15 protein-coding genes and 1 riboswitch are annotated in these 16,727 nt (G+C 41.4%); of the genes, 2 read left to right on the forward strand and 13 right to left on the reverse strand.

Translation table 11 applies throughout. The features are described from left to right. Positions 1-426: 426 nt before the first annotated feature. The 12 genes from pheT to QZ359_RS03345 form a co-directional block, all read right to left on the reverse strand. Positions 427-2,832, reverse strand: coding sequence for a phenylalanine--tRNA ligase subunit beta (gene pheT, locus QZ359_RS03290; protein ID WP_293959452.1), 2,406 nt, complete (start codon positions 2,830-2,832; stop codon positions 427-429). 76 nt (positions 2,833-2,908) lie between these two features. Then, entirely contained in the window at positions 2,909-3,418 is a 510-nt protein-coding gene (locus QZ359_RS03295; protein WP_293959455.1) for an N-acetyltransferase, read from the reverse strand. Continuing rightward, a complete protein-coding gene (gene pheS, locus QZ359_RS03300) occupies positions 3,418-4,464 on the reverse strand; it encodes a phenylalanine--tRNA ligase subunit alpha (protein WP_031237702.1) in 1,047 nt (348 codons plus the stop codon). Before pheS ends, QZ359_RS03295 begins: the two co-directional genes overlap by 1 nt. 270 nt (positions 4,465-4,734) lie before the next feature. Then, positions 4,735-5,214: a GNAT family N-acetyltransferase gene (locus QZ359_RS03305; RefSeq protein ID WP_261127830.1), complete on the reverse strand. Its 480-nt coding sequence runs from the start codon at positions 5,212-5,214 to the stop codon at positions 4,735-4,737. Further along, positions 5,189-5,608, reverse strand: a complete 420-nt coding sequence (locus QZ359_RS03310) for a chromosome partitioning protein ParB (RefSeq protein ID WP_033678332.1) — start codon at positions 5,606-5,608, stop codon at positions 5,189-5,191. The genes QZ359_RS03305 and QZ359_RS03310 overlap by 26 nt, the downstream gene beginning before the upstream one ends. A gap of 27 nt (positions 5,609-5,635) precedes the next feature. Beyond that, positions 5,636-6,286 carry a phosphatase PAP2 family protein gene (locus QZ359_RS03315; protein WP_265475256.1) on the reverse strand — a complete coding sequence of 217 codons (651 nt, stop codon included), beginning with the start codon at positions 6,284-6,286 and terminating at the stop codon, positions 5,636-5,638. Then, positions 6,276-6,839 carry an ECF transporter S component gene (locus QZ359_RS03320; RefSeq protein WP_000185833.1) on the reverse strand — a complete coding sequence of 188 codons (564 nt, stop codon included), beginning with the start codon at positions 6,837-6,839 and terminating at the stop codon, positions 6,276-6,278. Before QZ359_RS03320 ends, QZ359_RS03315 begins: the two co-directional genes overlap by 11 nt. 163 nt (positions 6,840-7,002) lie before the next feature. Continuing rightward, positions 7,003-7,152, reverse strand: a riboswitch (FMN riboswitch). Between the two features lie 59 nt (positions 7,153-7,211). Continuing rightward, positions 7,212-7,715, reverse strand: coding sequence for a tRNA (cytidine(34)-2'-O)-methyltransferase (locus QZ359_RS03325; protein ID WP_000181381.1), 504 nt, complete (start codon positions 7,713-7,715; stop codon positions 7,212-7,214). 192 nt (positions 7,716-7,907) lie between these two features. Further along, a complete protein-coding gene (locus tag QZ359_RS03330; RefSeq protein ID WP_293959484.1) occupies positions 7,908-8,738 on the reverse strand; it encodes an energy-coupling factor transporter transmembrane component T in 831 nt (276 codons plus the stop codon). Continuing rightward, positions 8,723-10,405: an ABC transporter ATP-binding protein gene (locus tag QZ359_RS03335; RefSeq protein WP_293959487.1), complete on the reverse strand. Its 1,683-nt coding sequence runs from the start codon at positions 10,403-10,405 to the stop codon at positions 8,723-8,725. Before QZ359_RS03335 ends, QZ359_RS03330 begins: the two co-directional genes overlap by 16 nt. A 167-nt stretch (positions 10,406-10,572) precedes the next feature. Continuing rightward, complete coding sequence (locus QZ359_RS03340) at positions 10,573-11,121, reverse strand: ECF-type riboflavin transporter substrate-binding protein (protein WP_261030700.1); 549 nt, start codon at positions 11,119-11,121, stop codon at positions 10,573-10,575. A 14-nt stretch (positions 11,122-11,135) separates the two neighbouring features. Then, positions 11,136-11,984, reverse strand: coding sequence for an S-adenosyl-l-methionine hydroxide adenosyltransferase family protein (locus QZ359_RS03345; protein WP_045605043.1), 849 nt, complete (start codon positions 11,982-11,984; stop codon positions 11,136-11,138). Positions 11,985-12,172: 188 nt separating this feature from the next. Here QZ359_RS03345 and trkA point away from each other — a divergent pair, with 188 nt between their 5' ends. Together trkA and QZ359_RS03355 are read left to right on the forward strand one after the other, a co-directional pair. Next, entirely contained in the window at positions 12,173-13,522 is a 1,350-nt protein-coding gene (gene trkA / locus QZ359_RS03350) for a Trk system potassium transporter TrkA (protein ID WP_000691701.1), read from the forward strand. Positions 13,523-13,525: 3 nt separating this feature from the next. Continuing rightward, positions 13,526-14,965, forward strand: a complete 1,440-nt coding sequence (locus QZ359_RS03355) for a TrkH family potassium uptake protein (RefSeq protein ID WP_293959496.1) — start codon at positions 13,526-13,528, stop codon at positions 14,963-14,965. A 274-nt stretch (positions 14,966-15,239) separates the two neighbouring features. Here QZ359_RS03355 and QZ359_RS03360 read toward each other — a convergent pair. After that, a partial coding sequence (locus QZ359_RS03360) for a pyruvate formate lyase family protein (protein WP_293959499.1) occupies positions 15,240-16,727 on the reverse strand: 1,488 nt, incomplete at its 5' end.

Here is a 16,727-nt window from a genome sequence, read left to right on the forward strand (position 1 = left end):
GCTAGTTAATATATATATATATATATATATTAACTAAAAGAATCACCTATACACTATTTTAAGTCTAATTTTATCATTGTTATGCTAATAAATCAAGTATTTTGATTTATTAGACAGAGAAATAAAAATACACTTGGATTTTATTTCATGTCGAAGTCGAAACAGCACATTGAAACTTCTAAAACATTGCTATAAACTTGTTTGAATTCCCCAATAGATTTGTTCGCAGTTTATTTCAATCTACTGTAGTCTTAAACAGTTATAAAAGCGAAATCAAGAAAGTATATAAGAACAGCTTCATTCACACTAACAAGACCTTAGATTTAAAAACAAAAAACGAACAAAATAGAATTCTAACCGTCTAGAAAACTAGTTTTATTCGTTTTTTATGTTTAAGTCTAAACTTTCATTTCAAACTCTAATAACTTAACGCACTTCTGCATTGACTTTTTCTTCAAGCGATGCTTGGATTTTTTCCATGTAGCGTGCTACTTCTTCGTCAGTTAAGCTGTCTTCTGGATTTTGGAAAGTCAAGCTATAAGCCATCGACTTCATACCAAGGCCCAATTTTTCGCCTGAGAAGACGTCAAATAGTTTGATATCTGTCAAACGTTTCACGCCAGCAGCTTGGATAGCATCTACAACTTCTTGATGAGTCACTTCTGCCTTGAGGAGAAGGGCAACGTCACGGCTGACTGCTGGGAATTTCGTGATTTCCACAAATGGAACAGCAGGTTGAAGCGCAGCTTCGATGGCTGAAAGGTTGAGCTCAGCCACATAAGTTTCTGGAATATCGTAGGCCTTAGCAGTTACTGGATGCACTTGACCGAGGAAACCAAGAACTTGGTCACCGAGTGAAATGACTGCTGTACGACCTGGATGAAGGCTTGCAATTTCAGCTGTAGCTGTATAGCTCACTTCTATTCCCAAGCGAGTAAATAATGCTTCTAGGATTCCTTTAGCATAGAAGAAATCAACTGGAACTGCTGCTGTTTGGAAATCTTTTTCTGCAACCAAGCCTGTCAAGGCAAAGGCAAAACTGTTGATTTCATTTGGAAGTTCTTCTTTTGGATTGCCTGTTTGTTCAAAGACTTTTCCAATCTCGTAAAGAGACAAGTTTTTGTTCTTACGAGCCACATTGTAAGCAACTGTATCTAGGATACCAGAAATCATATTTTGACGGAGGACTGAACGATCCACGGTCATTGGCCACATGAGTTCAGTAAGGTTACTTGGTTGAGCCGTAAACTCAACTGCTTTTTCAGGAGTTGTCAAAGCGTAGGTGATGATTTCTGTCAAACCTGCCCCTTCAGCAATAGTACGAACTTGACGGCGGAGTTTTTGTGTGGCTGTCAATTCACCAGCTGTACCGTCATCTTTTGGAAGACTGGTTGGCAAGCGATCATATCCATAGATACGAGCGATTTCTTCAAAGAGGTCTGCTTCTATTGTAATATCCCAGCGACGACGTGGGACGCTGACTGTAAAGCTATCTGCATTTCCAGAAAGACCAAAGCCAAGACGACGGAAGACATCTTCGACATCAGCATATGAAAGCTCCGTACCAAGGACACGGTTAACATCAGCAAGAGTTGAAGAAACTTTCACATCAGAGGTATCAAGCTCACCCGCTGAAACGATACCTTTACGCACCGTCGCTCCTGTAAGTTCTGCAATCATGCTAGCTGCCGCATCAAGGGCTTCATTGACTGTTGCCACATTGATGCCTTTTTCAAAGCGAGAAGATGACTCAGAACGAAGGTTGAGGCGACCACTGGTCTTGCGGATAGATTTTCCGTTGAAGACCGCAGCTTCAAGGACAACACGACTAGACTTTTCAGAGATTTCTGTTGCTTGACCGCCCATGACACCTGCAAGGGCTACTGGCTTGTCAGCTACAGTGATGACTAGGTCATTTGTTTCCAAGTCACGTTCTTCACCATCTAAAGTCACTAATTTTTCACCAGCACGCGCTTCACGCACACGGATGTCAGTCCCTTCAAAGGTATCCAAGTCAAAGGCATGCATTGGTTGACCAAAGTAGAGCAGGATGTAGTTGGTCACGTCCACTACGTTATTGATTGGACGGATTCCTTCGTTCATGAGAAGGTTTTGCAACCATTGTGGACTTGGTGCGATAGTCACATTGTCCAAGATACGAGCTGCATAGTAAGGCGCCTTGTCTGTCTCAATGCCCACAGAAAGAGCATCTGCTGCAGCTTGGTCAGTTTCTGAAAGAGTAAATTCTTTAAAGTTGACCGCCTTGTCATAGATGGCTGCCACTTCGTGAGCCACTCCACGCATAGAAAGGGCATCTGCACGGTTTGGTGTGATAGACAGTTCGATGATTTCATCATCCAAGTCTAGGTATGAGAAGACTTCCTCACCTGGAACGGCATTTTCTGGCAAGAGTTGGATACCATCTGCGAATTCTTTCGGTACAACGGAGTCAGAAATTCCCAATTCACCAAGCGAACAGATCATTCCAAGTGACTCTAAACCACGGATTTTTCCTTTTTTGATTTTGTAGTTGTCAGCGATGCGAGCTCCTGGAAGAGCCACCATAACCTTGATACCAGCACGCACATTTGGGGCACCACAAACGATTTGACGAGTTTCTTCTTCGCCAACGTTAACCTGACAAACATGAAGGTGAGTTTCTGGCACATCTTCACAAGACAAGACCTCACCGACGACAATTTTTGAGAGACCAGCAGCAGGTGATTCGACACCTTCTACCTCGATCCCTGTAGTTGACATTTTTTCAGCCAACTCTTGTGATGGAACATCAATGTCCACCAATTCTTTTAACCATTTATAAGATACAAGCATAATTTAGTTCTCCAGAATGACAGTTGCCACTCTAGTTCTTTTCCTTTCCTATCATTTCAATAGAAGAATCCTCTTCTTACCTTAATTTCTTTCTCAGTAACCAATCCGTATCTACTTTTTGACCAACCATAAAATGATGTTGGCTAAATTTTTCAAAATCATATCGATTATAAAACGCTTGAGCTTTTGTATTATGCTCCCAAACACCTAACCAAGCCCAGGAAAAACCATTTTTTATAGCAAGTTCAAGAGCAAATTCAAACAGTTGCTTACCTAGTCCAAATCCTTGGAATTTTTGTAGCACATAGAGGCGTTGAATTTCAAAAGCGTCCTCTAATTCTCTCTCAGTTTGAGCATTTCCCCAGTTGACTTTGAGAAAACCAGCTATCTCCTCTTCGTGCATAATGAAATAGGTTTCGGAGTTAGGATTTTCCAACTCAGTTGACAAAACTCTCAGACTATAAGCATCTTCAAAGTATTCCTGTAACTGCTCTTCCGTATTATCATGAACAAATGTTTCACGAAAGGTTTGTTTGGCAATTTTCGCCAACACCTCAACATCTGCCATTTCTACTTTTCTAATCATTATTTAAACTGTTCTGAGAAGCGGACATCTCCTTGGTAGAATCCACGGATATCGTTGATTCCGTAACGGAGCATAGCTACACGCTCTTGACCAAGACCAAAGGCAAATCCAGAGTAAACAGTCGCATCGATACCACTCATTTCAAGGACACGTGGGTGAACCATACCGGCACCCATAATCTCGATCCAACCTGTTTTCTTACATACATTACAGCCTTCTCCACCACACTTGAAGCAAGAAACATCCACCTCAACAGATGGCTCTGTGAATGGGAAGTAAGATGGGCGCAGACGAATCTGACGCTCTTCACCAAACATTTTTTGGACAATCAACTGAAGGGTTCCTTGAAGGTCAGCCATAGAGATGTTCTTCCCAACAACCAAACCTTCGATTTGGTGGAATTGGTGACTGTGGGTCGCATCGTCTGTGTCACGACGGAAGACACGCCCTGGTGAGATCATTTTCAAAGGGCCTTTAGAGAAATCATGAGCATCCATAGCACGCGCCTGAACTGGAGACGTGTGGGTACGGAGTAAGATTTCTTCAGTGATATAGAATGTGTCCTGCATATCGCGGGCTGGATGATCTTTCGGAAGGTTCATACGTTCAAAGTTATAGTAGTCTTGCTCCACTTCAAAACCATCCACGACTTGGTAACCCATACCAATGAAAATATCTTCGATTTCTTCACTGGTTTGTGTCAAAACGTGGCGGTGACCCGTCGCAACAGGGCGACCTGGAAGTGTCACATCGATACTCTCGCTAGCCAGTTGAGCTGCGACTTTCTTTTCTTCCAATAGTTTAGCTGTTTCTTCAAAGGCTGCTGTCAAGACATCACGAGCTTCATTGACGTGTTTCCCGATAATCGGACGCATCTCAGCAGAGACATCTTTCATCCCTTTGAGGATTTCAGTAAGTGAACCCTTTTTCCCAAGGACAGAAACACGCAAATCTTGCATCTCTTTTTTATTTTCAGCAGTTATCTGCTTCAAGCTAGCCAGCGTTTCTTCACGAAGCGCTTTTAATTGTTCTTCAATAGTTGACATAATTCCTCCATCAGTCTCTCGTAGATAAAAAGAAAACCACATGCCAAAAACTCCACTCGGAGCGTTGACACGCGGTACCATCCGTTTTTATCTGACAAGTCAGACCTTCATTTCTAAATCCATGCACAAGTGAATTCACCCAGCTTTCATATAGAGAGCTTGCAGTCACGGCTCTCCTCCCTGATATACTTCCCTTGAGTTACTAGTCTTGCAGATTTCTATTCAATTACTACATAGTTTATCAGATTTTGAGTTAAAAAACAAGTTAGATTAGATTAATTTCAGTATAAAACTCATTCCTTTTTCTGTTGCTCCATTTTCCACAAATCCAAGCGACTTGAAACACCTCCTAGAAGCATGATTGTAGGTGTAGATTTCCTTGACTCTCAATTCTTTCCATCCTTTTACTCGAGCCAATTCAATCAAAGCACTTAGAATCTTTTTCCCAAGTCCTCGATGTTGGTAAGCAGGATTTCCAATCACAATGGGAAGATTATCCTGAGATAGTGTAACATCCCCAATTGGAAACCATTCTCCCTTCTCCTTGACTTCAATCCAAAAAAGCTCACCGTGCTGATCCAAATAGGAATACATGGCTTCCAAAGTTTCTTGACTGTAAGGAAGCTTTACCCCATCTACGAGGTAAACCAAGTTCACATCCTGATACCAAGCAAAAGCTTCCTCACAATGATTGACCTTACAATAAGGAACGAGACGTAGTGCATTATCTATTTGTAAAATCTGTTTCATCAGCTTTCCTTTTCAATAAGAGAGTTGTTGCTTGATTAAAACCCTCACACCAGTTATACCATTTTGCTTCATACTCATCTTGAGGTAAGATATGATTTTTTAAATCCAGAACAGAGTAAATTTTTCTTTCTTCGCAGGCTTGCGCATAAAGATGATATAGTTCATCACCGCCGTCTCTATCAAACTCAGCAGAAATCGTATCCCGACCTGCCAATAAAGCCTGATAAGTCCTGTGATGCCCATCTGTAATCAACAAGCAATTTCCAAAGGCAAGAATACTGATTGGATCAACATTGTTTAGTTCTACAGACTGATAAAGCATCTGAATATCTTGCAACTTCTTTTCTGATAAGTATAGTTGAGTCGGATGAAGATCTGCTATATTGACTTTCATTTCTTTCTCCTCAAAGGAATTCGATACTCACTTCTGCTTGCCTTTAAATCGCCATTGGAAGCGTAGCTTGTCATAGAAGGGAAATTCGATAAACAAGACTCCCAAGCCCACACAGAGACTGGCAAGAACGTCTGATGGATAGTGAACTCCCAGATAAACCCTTGATACCAGCACACTGACTAGGTAGAGAGCAAGGATAATTTGCACGACTTTTCTCCAGACTGGATTTTTAATCCGTTGACTAAGAATAACAATCAGAGAACCAACCATCAAGGTTACAGCCAGAGAATGGCCACTTGGAAAGGAAAATCCCTTCTCCTCAACCAAGTGTAAAATAGCTGGTCGTGGGCGCTGGTAAATATTTTTAAAGGTCACGATTAAAAGAGCTGCCAAAGCCAGATTTCCCAGCATGAAGAAACTTTCTATCTTCCACCGCTTACGATAAAAGGTAAAGGCTGTAATAACAACCCAAGTGATAATCACTGGGATATCAATCAAACGTGTGATGGCTCTGAAAAGAATAGTCAAGTAATCTGGTAAGTCTCCTCGAACTACCGTCTGAATCGGTTGGTCAAAACCGACCAGCGCTTCAGGGTAAAATTTGACCATGTAGCCAAGAATAACGAAAAGTAAAAGGGCAAAACTGCCCTTCATTAAAAATGTTTGTTTATCTCTCATAATGTTTTAAGGTTGGTTTCAAGAGAATGTACAACAACCAGAATGAAACGGAAAAGATTACACCCTCAATCAAGTTAAAAGGCAACACCATAGTCATTAGGTAGTTGGAAAGTCCCAAAATTTTTCCAATATCAAAGTTAGCAAACTTAGCGTACAAAGGAACAGCATAAACATAGTTGAGAACCAACATAGCCACGGTTAAACCAATAGTCCCAGCTAGAGAGCCTAGTAAGAAACGAAGAGTTGTCCGTTCCTTTTTCCAAATCAAAGCAAATACGATGACAAAAACTCCCAAAGCTACGATATTCATTGGCAAGCCAATGTAAGTATTCACTCCCTGGCTGTTAAGAAGCAATTTCAAGAGTGAGCGAAGCAAGAGAACTCCTAGAGCAGCAGGCAAATCCATGACAACCAAGCCAACAAGGACTGGCAAGATACTAAATTCGATCTTGAGGAAGGACGCTGCTGGTAAAAGCGGAAAGTCAAAGTACATCAGCACAAATGAGATGGCTGATAAAATCGCAATGGTCGAAAGTCGACGTGTGTTTGTCATAACAGGTTCCTCCAATTTTCTATAAAATCAGAAGAAGTTAGAAAGGATTCCTCTATCTATTCTCACTTTTTATATCCCAAAAGTTCCCTCTCACTCTATTAAAGAAATTCAAGCAAGCGGTTACAGTTTAGCTATAAATCTATCAGAACAGACAAAGCTATTCTTTCGTCTTCTCCCATCCAGACTATACTGTCGGTTGTGGAATCTCACCACATCAGCTTGCGCTCGCGGACTTCTTTAAAGAGAAGGAAAAGATCATTTCCTAGTTAAAGTCACCGCCGGTCGGGAATCACACCCTGCCCTGAAGACTCTTTTATCATAACAAAAAACGCTTGCAAGCGCAAGCATTTTGTTCATTTTCATTTTCATTTTTTATTTCAATTTATCTGCTTCATAGGTATGAACAAGCTCAAGACCTGCAAAGTTCTGCTGGCGGAGGGCTTCGTAGACAATCATGCAGACGGTATTAGACACATTGAGACTGCGGACATGTTCATCATTCATGGGAATACGGAGAGCTTTCTCAGGATGTTCGCGCATAAAGTCCTCCGGCAAGCCCTTGTCTTCACGTCCAAAGAGAAAATAATGGTCTTCATCAGTCGATAAATCCACATCAGAATACACTTTCTCAGCAAATTTTGAAATCAGATAGAGTTTTCCCTTCATCTGAGACATGAAATCCTCCAAACTCTCGTAAAAATAAATCTCTAGTTTATCCCAATAATCCAATCCAGCTCGCTTCATCTTGCGATCATCGATAGGAAAGCCCATGGGCTTGATGATATGGAGGGGAGAATTGGTCGCAGCACAAGTACGCGCGATATTGCCTGTATTTTGTGGAATTTGAGGTTCAAATAATACAATGTGATTTGTCATGACTTGCTTCCTTTCACCATTGCAAAAAAATAGCCACACTGCCCGGAGTCAAGCTCAGCAAACAGCGTGGTTAAGGCATCGTTAACTTACCTCACAACAGGTTTGAAGTAAATCAGCGAAACTACTTTCTTAGTATAACACTTTCAGAATCATTGTCAATAGAAACGACTTGATTTTTTCAATTTTTTCAAGCTATTTCCAAGGGTTGTAAAATCGTCCCTGATTCTGCAAGATAAGTAGTAAACTAGCTACTAAAAACAAGGCTGCCAAGAGCAAGGTAATATAATCTCCTTTTTTCAAGGCCTGATAACTATACCAAGTGCGTTTTTTCTCTTTCCCAAAGCGGCGAAGCTCCATGGCGGTCGCGATGGTATCAATGCGTTCTAACGAGCTAAAAATCAAGGGAGTAATAATGCGCAGATTGCCTTTGATTCGTTGCATAAGAGAAGCTTTCTTGGATAATTCCATACCACGCGCTTCCTGAGACATCTTGATAGTAAAGAATTCTTCCTGCAAATCTGGAATATAACGCAAGGTCAGACTGACAGAATAGGCAATCTTGTAGGACACACCAATTTGATTTAAACTAGAAGCAAACTGACTAGGATGGGTTGTCATCAAAAAGATAATAGCCAGAGGAATGGTACAAAGGTACTTAATGGCCAAATTTAGCAGATAAAAGAGCTCTTGACTGGTCAGAGTGTAGGAACCGATTCCCTGCCAAATCACACTTCTCTCTCCGTAAAGTCCAACCCCATACTCGGGAGAAAAGAGATAGACCATCAAAACGTTTAAAACAGCAAATACCGTCGCAAAAACTGCTACAAAGGAAACATCTTTAAAGCGGATTTCTGACAAATAGAGGAGAAAGACCGAAAAGATAGCAATCAGAACAAGCAGTCTGGTATCATAGCTAATCATGGCAGCCAATGACACGAGAATGAAAAATAGGAGTTTCCCAGCTCCTGACAAGCGATGAATTACAGTATCTCTATGCTGGTAACCGATTAATTTAGCTTGCATTCTTCTCTCCTTTCTTTGTAAAATGCCGTTAAAGCAAGTGGATCCACATCTAGTTTCTTGGCCAAGTTGAAGATTGAAGTTTCTTTTAGATTGGCTTTTACTAACAACTCAGGATTACTCAACAGACTAGCTGGATCAGTATCAGCAATCAATTCCCCATCCACCATGACAAGGGCTCGGTCTGAATAATCCAGCATCAATTGCATATCATGGGTAATCATGACAATCGTATGCCCTTGTTGATGCAACTCTTCGAGAAATTCCATAATCTCAGTATAGTTCTTCTGGTCTTGACCTGCTGTCGGTTCATCTAAGAGGATAATTTCAGCCCCCAAGACCAAAATCGAGGCAATAGTGACGCGTTTTTTCTGACCAAATGACAGGGCAGAAATTGGCCAATTACGGAATTCATAGAGACCACAGATTTTCAAAGTTTCATAGACTCTCGTTTCAATTTCCTGCTCGTCCACACCTCTCAAACGTAGTCCCAGAGCCACCTCATCAAAAATCATATTGGTTGAAATCATTTGATTGGGATTTTGCAGCACATAGCCTACTCGTTCCGCCCTCTCTGCAACAGAATCTTCTTTGATATCCTGCCATTCCCAAAGATAGCGACCTTCCGTCTGGATAAAGCTACTTATAGCCTTGGCTAGGGTTGACTTCCCTGCTCCATTTTTCCCGACAATGGCAATCTTTTCGCCCTTTTTAATATCCAAATGTAGGGACTTTAAAATCGGTCTATCATCATAAGAAAACGACACGTCCTCTAGTCTAAAGAGTGACTGCAATTCTGGAGTTTCTTTTGCCAGTTCCGTCCGCAACTGAACCTGGCCTTTTGAGATAGACAAGTTGTCCAAATTTGCTAATTGTTCTTCTTTATCTAAATCCACACCTAATTGACGTAAAGTGGTTAGATAAAGGGGTTCTCGAATTCCATTTTGGGTCAACAGGTCAGTCGCCAATAACTGATCAGGACTCCCATTAAAGAGGATACGGCCATCGTTTATCAAGACAATCCGATCCACAGGACGATGCAGAACGTCCTCCAAACGGTGCTCAATAATAAGGGTCGTCGTCCCCTCTTCCTTATGAATCTGATCAATCAATTCGATAATATCCTGACCTGACTTGGGATCAAGATTGGCGAGCGGCTCATCAAACAAAAGAATCGGACTCTCATCAATCAAAACACCAGCTAGACTAACTCGCTGCTTTTGTCCACCTGACAAATCCTGAGGACGCTGCGGCAGTAAAGAAATAAGGTCCAGCTTTTCAGCCCATTTATGAACACGACTTTTCATCTCTTCTAGACTTGTTACATCATTTTCTAGCGCAAAAGCCAAGTCCTCTGCCACGGACAAGCCGATAAACTGCCCATCTGTATCCTGCAAAACTGTACTGACCAGATGAGATTTATCGTAGATGCTCATATCAAATGCTGCTTGCCCCCTGATCAAAAATTCTCCAGACATCTGACCCTTGTAAATATTGGGAATAATCCCATTCAAACACTGACCCAAGGTAGACTTACCTGACCCAGATGGCCCAACAATTAAGACTTTCTCCCCCTTGTAAATGGTCAAATTTACCCCTTGCAAGGTTGGTTCTTGTTGTGTTTCATACCGGAAAGAGAAATCCTTCCACTCAATTATAGCTTCTTTCATCTTACTCTCTTCATTCGCTTCTTAGACTTCTATTTTATCATAAATCAAGCCCTTCTTGCAGTCTCTTCTCTTAAAATCTTAGCGCCAACAAGATTCCTAGCCTAAATTGCTTACTCGACTAGCCTATAAACAGCAAAAAGACTGGTTGCCCAGCCTTCCCCATCATTTTAGTCCTTTTTCAAACTTCCTGCACGAGTTTGAGTTCCTGCATAGGCAAGCAAGAGAAGAGTTCCTGCAATAGCTACAGATACACCATTAGCAATTCCCGCAACAATCCCTTGGGCAAATACTTTTTCTGCTGCTTCTTGATAAATCACAACATCTCCAAGTGGTGCCAAGACACCCCAAACAAGAGCATTTGCAAGTAGTTGAATGAGGTTAAAAATGACAATATCCTTCCATTCAAAAACACCATTGCTCACGCGAACGTACTTTCTAAACAGTCCCACAGCTAGACCAAAGAGCCCACTAGCGATAATCCAAGTCCACCACAGACCGTAACCAGCAAGAGAGTCCTTGATTGCATGACCAATCAACCCAACAAGCAAACCGATAATCGGTCCAAAAATAATAGAAAGTAGCGCTTGTACCGCATACTGAAGTTGGATGCTTGTATTTGGAACAGGGGTTGGAATGTTAATCATCCCGATAACGACAAAGAGGGCAGCGCCAATTCCGACAGCAACAACTTGTTTAATTGTAAATTTGATTTCCATACTATTCTCCTATTTTATGATTCTATTTTCTTTATTTCAATGGTCCAAGATGAACCGACACCCACATTGTAAGCTTTGGCAAAGGAACCTTGGTTAATTGCCAGACCTAAACGATAGAGAGAGTTGATGTAAAGGATGGGTTGCCCAATTCTCACATCAGCAAATGATTTGCCATAGACAACCTGATTTTGATAGACCAGCATATCAGCATGATAGATGGTCACTTCAAAACGATCACCGAATGCTGGTTCTAGCTTGTAAAATTCTTCCCGTGTGATAGATGTCCAAAGCGAACCGAAACGCACATCCAGAATATCAATAGCTCCCTTCACCAAATGATCTTCTATGATAGTCTCTACAACTGGAAGCTCCACAATCTGATCCACACTGAGCTCTGGTCCCACTTCCTCAAAAGTAATGTGACCACTGGCCAGTTTAGCACCAGTATAGGCATAAACATCACGACCATGGAAAGTATAAGAATGCTCTGTATTTTGACGTCGATTGGCCACTTCAGAAATCTCACGAATAGCTACAATACCAACGTGTTTCTTGATAAAGGAAAGAGTTCCATTGTCTGGTGTGACAATGTATTGATTTTTTGCAGTTTTGGCAACCACACTCTTACGTTTCGAGCCGACACCTGGATCGACAACCGATACAAAAGTCGTTCCCTCAGGCCAGTAATCCACCGTTTGAAAGAGACGATAGCTCCCCTCAAAAATATTATAAGGCGTGATATCGTGCGTCAAATGATGAATTTTTAAGGTTGGAGATTCTTCTAAAGCCACTCCAATCATAGCCGATACCGCACCATCAACCAGACCAAAGTCTGATTGTAATACCAGTAAATTATTATTCATTTTATCTCCTTGTATATCCTTTATCATACCATATTTCAGAGAAAGGTGCTAATAGCTATTTCAATTGATTAGGGTATAGTTTTACCTTATAGCAAATTTCCTACTAAAAACTCTGGTGATTAGCTAGTAGGTGCATTTTTTCTTGAAAAAAGGTATGATAGTTACATCATGAAAAAGTAGGTTTTATTATGAAAATTATCCTTGTCGGAGGGGGAAAAGTTGGTTCTGCCCTCTGTCGCTCCTTGGTTGCAGAAAAGCATGATGTTTTGCTGATTGAGCAAGACGAAGCTGTTCTCAATCATATTGTTAATCGCTTTGATATCATGGGTATCCTTGGTAACGGGGCCGATTTTACCATCCTTGAGCAAGCCAGTGTCCAGGATTGTGATATCTTTATCGCCCTGACTGAATACGATGAAGTGAACATGATTGCAGCCGTTCTAGCCAAAAAAATGGGAGCTAAAGAGACCATCGTTCGGGTGCGGAACCCTGAATATTCTAACTCTTATTTTAAAGAAAAGAACATTCTCGGTTTTTCTCTTATCGTTAATCCTGAACTCTTGGCTGCCCGCGCCATTGCCAATATCATCGACTTCCCCAACGCCCTATCTGTCGAACGTTTCTTTGGTGGACGGGTCAGCTTGATGGAATTCACTGTTAAATCCTCCAGTGGTCTTTGCCAAATGCCCATTTCTGATTTTCGTAAAAAATTCGGTAATGTCATTGTCTGTGCGATAGAAAGGGATCATCAAATTATCATCCCAAGTGGTGACATGACCATACAGGATAAAGATAGAATCTTTGTCACTGGTAACCGTGTTGATATGATGCTCTTCCATAATTATTTTAAATCACGTGCCGTGAAGAGCCTTCTTATTGTTGGAGCTGGTAGAATTGCCTATTATCTACTAGGTATCCTCAAAGACAGTCGTATCGATACCAAGGTTATTGAAATCAATCCTGAAATCGCCAGCTTCTTTAGCGAGAAATTCCCAAATCTCTACATCGTTCAAGGAGATGGGACCGCAAAAGACATCCTACTGGAAGAAAGTGCTCAAAACTATGATGCCGTTGCGACCCTAACAGGAGTCGATGAAGAAAATCTGATTACTTCTATGTTCCTTGACAGGGTAGGTGTACAGAAAAATATCACCAAGGTCAATCGTACCAGTCTCCTCGAGATCATCAATGCGCCTGATTTTTCAAGTATCATCACACCTAAAAGCATCGCTGTAGATACGATTATGCACTTTATTCGTGGTCGGGTTAATGCCCAGTATTCAGACCTTCAAGCCATGCACCATCTAGCCAATGGCCAAATCGAAACCCTGCAATTCCATATCAAGGAAGCCAATAAAATGACTGCCAAACCACTTTCTCAACTGAAATTGAAAAAAGGGGTTCTTATTGCAGCCATCATTCGAAAGGGCAAGACTATTTTCCCAACTGGGGAGGATATGCTTGAAGTCGGAGACAAGCTCCTAGTAACGACCTTGTTGCCAAACATTACCAAGATTTATGACTTGATCGCGAGGTAAGAAATGAATAAAAGTATGATTCGTTACCTCCTTTCAAAGTTACTTTTGATTGAAGCTGTTCTTCTTTTAGTTCCTGTGTCTGTCGCTGTCTATTACCGTGAATCAAGCCAAGTCTTTACAGCTCTCTTTACAACGATTGGTATTCTCGTATTACTAGGCGGTTCAGGAATTTTACAAAAGCCAAAAAATCAACGGATTTATGCCAAGGAGGGAATCTTGATTGTGGCCCTCTGTTGGATCCTTTGGTCTTTCTTTGGCGGTCTCCCCTTTGTCTTTGCTAGACAAATTCCCAGCGTTATCGATGCCTTTTTTGAAATAAGTTCTGGATTTACAACTACTGGAGCAACTATTCTGAACGACGTCTCGGTTCTCAGCCGTTCCCTCCTCTTCTGGCGAAGTTTTACCCACTTGATCGGAGGGATGGGAGTGCTTGTTTTTGCACTTGCTATTATGGATAATGCCAAGAATAGCCACCTAGAAGTGATGAAGGCTGAGGTTCCTGGTCCTGTCTTTGGTAAGGTTGTATCCAAACTAAAAAACACTGCCCAGATTCTCTATCTCCTTTATCTAGCTCTCTTCTCCCTCTTTGTCATCATCTATTATCTAGCCGGCATGCCCCTTTTTGATAGTTTTGTCATCGCCATGGGAACAGCGGGTACAGGAGGATTTACCGTCTATAACGACGGAATTGCCCACTATGGTAGCTCATTGATTACCTATCTGGTTAGTATCGGAGTTCTGGTTTTCGGGGTAAATTTCAATCTCTACTACTACCTCATGCTCCGTCGCGTCAAGGCCTTCTTTGGTGACGAAGAACTTCGTGCTTACTTGATCATTGTACTGCTTTCTACAGGCTTGATTAGCCTTAATACCCTCTATCTCTACCCAGGATTTTCCAAGAGCTTTGAAATGGCCTTCTTCCAGGTTTCCAATATCATTACGACGACTGGTTTTGGATATGGAGACATTACCAATTGGCCCCTCTTCTCCCAGTTTATCCTCCTCTTCCTCATGGGAATCGGTGGTTCTGCTGGTTCAACCGCAGGTGGACTCAAGGTTATTCGAGGCCTCATCCTTTCAAAAATTGCCAAAAACCAAATTTTGTCAATCCTATCGCCCCATCGTGTTTTGACCCTCCATGTTAATAAAACGGTGATTGACAAAGATACCCAGCATAAGATTCTCAAGTACTTTGTCATCTATTCTATGATTTTGCTAGCGCTTATCTTTATTGTCAGCCTAGATAGCAATGATTTTCTGGTTGTAACCAGTGCTGTCTTTAGCTGTTTCAATAATATAGGACCTATTCTAGGAACCACTTCTAGCTTTGCAATCTTTAGTCCTATCTCAAAAATTCTCCTCTCCTTTGCAATGATTGCAGGGCGCTTGGAGATTTATCCAATCCTACTTCTCTTTATGAAGAGAACTTGGTCTAAGAGATAAAATACAACCACACCTTGTATCTAACAAAGTGTGGTGTTTTTATTTTCATACTCTTCGAAAATCTCTTCAAACCACGTCAGCTTCGCCTTGCCGTAGAAATATGTAACTGACTTCGTCAGTCTTATCTACAACCTCAAAGCAGTGCTTTGAGGTTGCAGATAAAGCTGACGTGGTTTGAAGAGATTTTCGAAGAGTATTAAGGAATTTAAGATCCCAAAAAACAACCCTCAGTCGACTGACCGAGGGTTCCTTATTTCATTATTCAAGAACTTGATTAGCTCAACGCATCCAAGGCATCATCCATTGAAAGAACTTCGTGGAAGACACGTTGTGTCAATTCAGTTTTTTGTTCTGGAGTGAGGTATTTAGTGTTTACACAGTATCCAGAAATACGTACGATAACGTCTTCACCTGACATGATCTTTTCGTAAACATCGTTCAAGTCCATAACGTTCAAGTTAACGTGTTGTCCACCGTTTTCAAAGTAACCATCAAGGATTGTTACCAAGTTATCAACTTGTTCGTCACGAGTCTTACCAAGAGCGCGAGGTGATACTTGTGTAGTCAATGAGATACCGTCAGCTGCATAACTAAAGTCAAGGCTAGAAAGTGAGTTCAAGTTTTGCAACCATCCACCTTTAGCTTTATTAGATGGGTTAGCACCTGGTGAGAAGAATTCAAGTTTAGACAAGTTCACAGAACCATCTTCGTTGAGGTATACACCTTTGTGGACTGGTGAGTTACCAGTTTGTTTAGAGTAAGCAACGTTAGATGTAATTGTCAATAGTGATACAGTAGCTTCTGCGTCTTTGTAAAGTTTGTGGCTACGTAGACGAGTTGTGTAAGCTTCGATCAACCATTCTGCCAATTCGTTTGAACGTGGGTCATCTTCACCCCAACGTGGGTATTCACCGATTGTTTCGTAATCGTAGATGTAGCCATTTTCATCACGGATTGGTTTAACTGTAGCGTACTTGATAGCTGACAATGTATCAACAGTGTTAGCAAATCCACAGATACCGAATCCCATGTTGGCACGTTGTTTAGTTGGCAAGAAGGCCATTTGAACAGCTTCGTAGTTGTACTTATCAGTCATGTAGTGGATGATGTTCAAAGCATCTACGTAAGTGTCAGTCAACCAGTCAAGAGATTTTTCAAAGTTAGCTTTAACTGATTCAAATTCAAGAACTTCGTCACGGATTGGTTCGATGTCAAATACTTTGTAGTCTTTGTGAACATCGTCGTAACCACCGTTCAAACCAGTAAGAAGGGCTTTCAATACGTTTACACGAGCACCGAAGTACTGGATGTTGTGGCGTTGTTCTTCATTTTCTGGGTCAAGTGGAGATACACAACATGAGATACAGCTCATTTCACCGTATCCGTCTTTAGCCATTGTTGTTACACCTTCGTATTGGATAGAAGAGTGTTTGTGGCTCATGTGCATACAGTAGCGACGGAAGTTGTATGGCAATTTATCAGTCCAAAGAACTGTCAAGTTTGGTTCTGGTGAGTTACCGATGTTGTCAAGAGTGTTCAAGAAACGGTAGTCCATCTTAGTAACACGGTGACGACCGTCGTTACCCATACCAGCCATAGAAGTTGTGATGAAGGTTGGGTCACCTGAGTACAATTGGTCATAAGCTTTTGTACGAGCAAATTTAACTGTACGAAGTTTCATAACGAAATCATCAACGAATTCTTGGATTTCTGATTCAGTAAATGTACCACGAGCAAGGTCACGTTCTGCAAAGATGTCCAA

It is taken from the genome of Streptococcus sp. (assembly GCF_019414905.1).
GTDB lineage: Bacteria > Bacillota > Bacilli > Lactobacillales > Streptococcaceae > Streptococcus.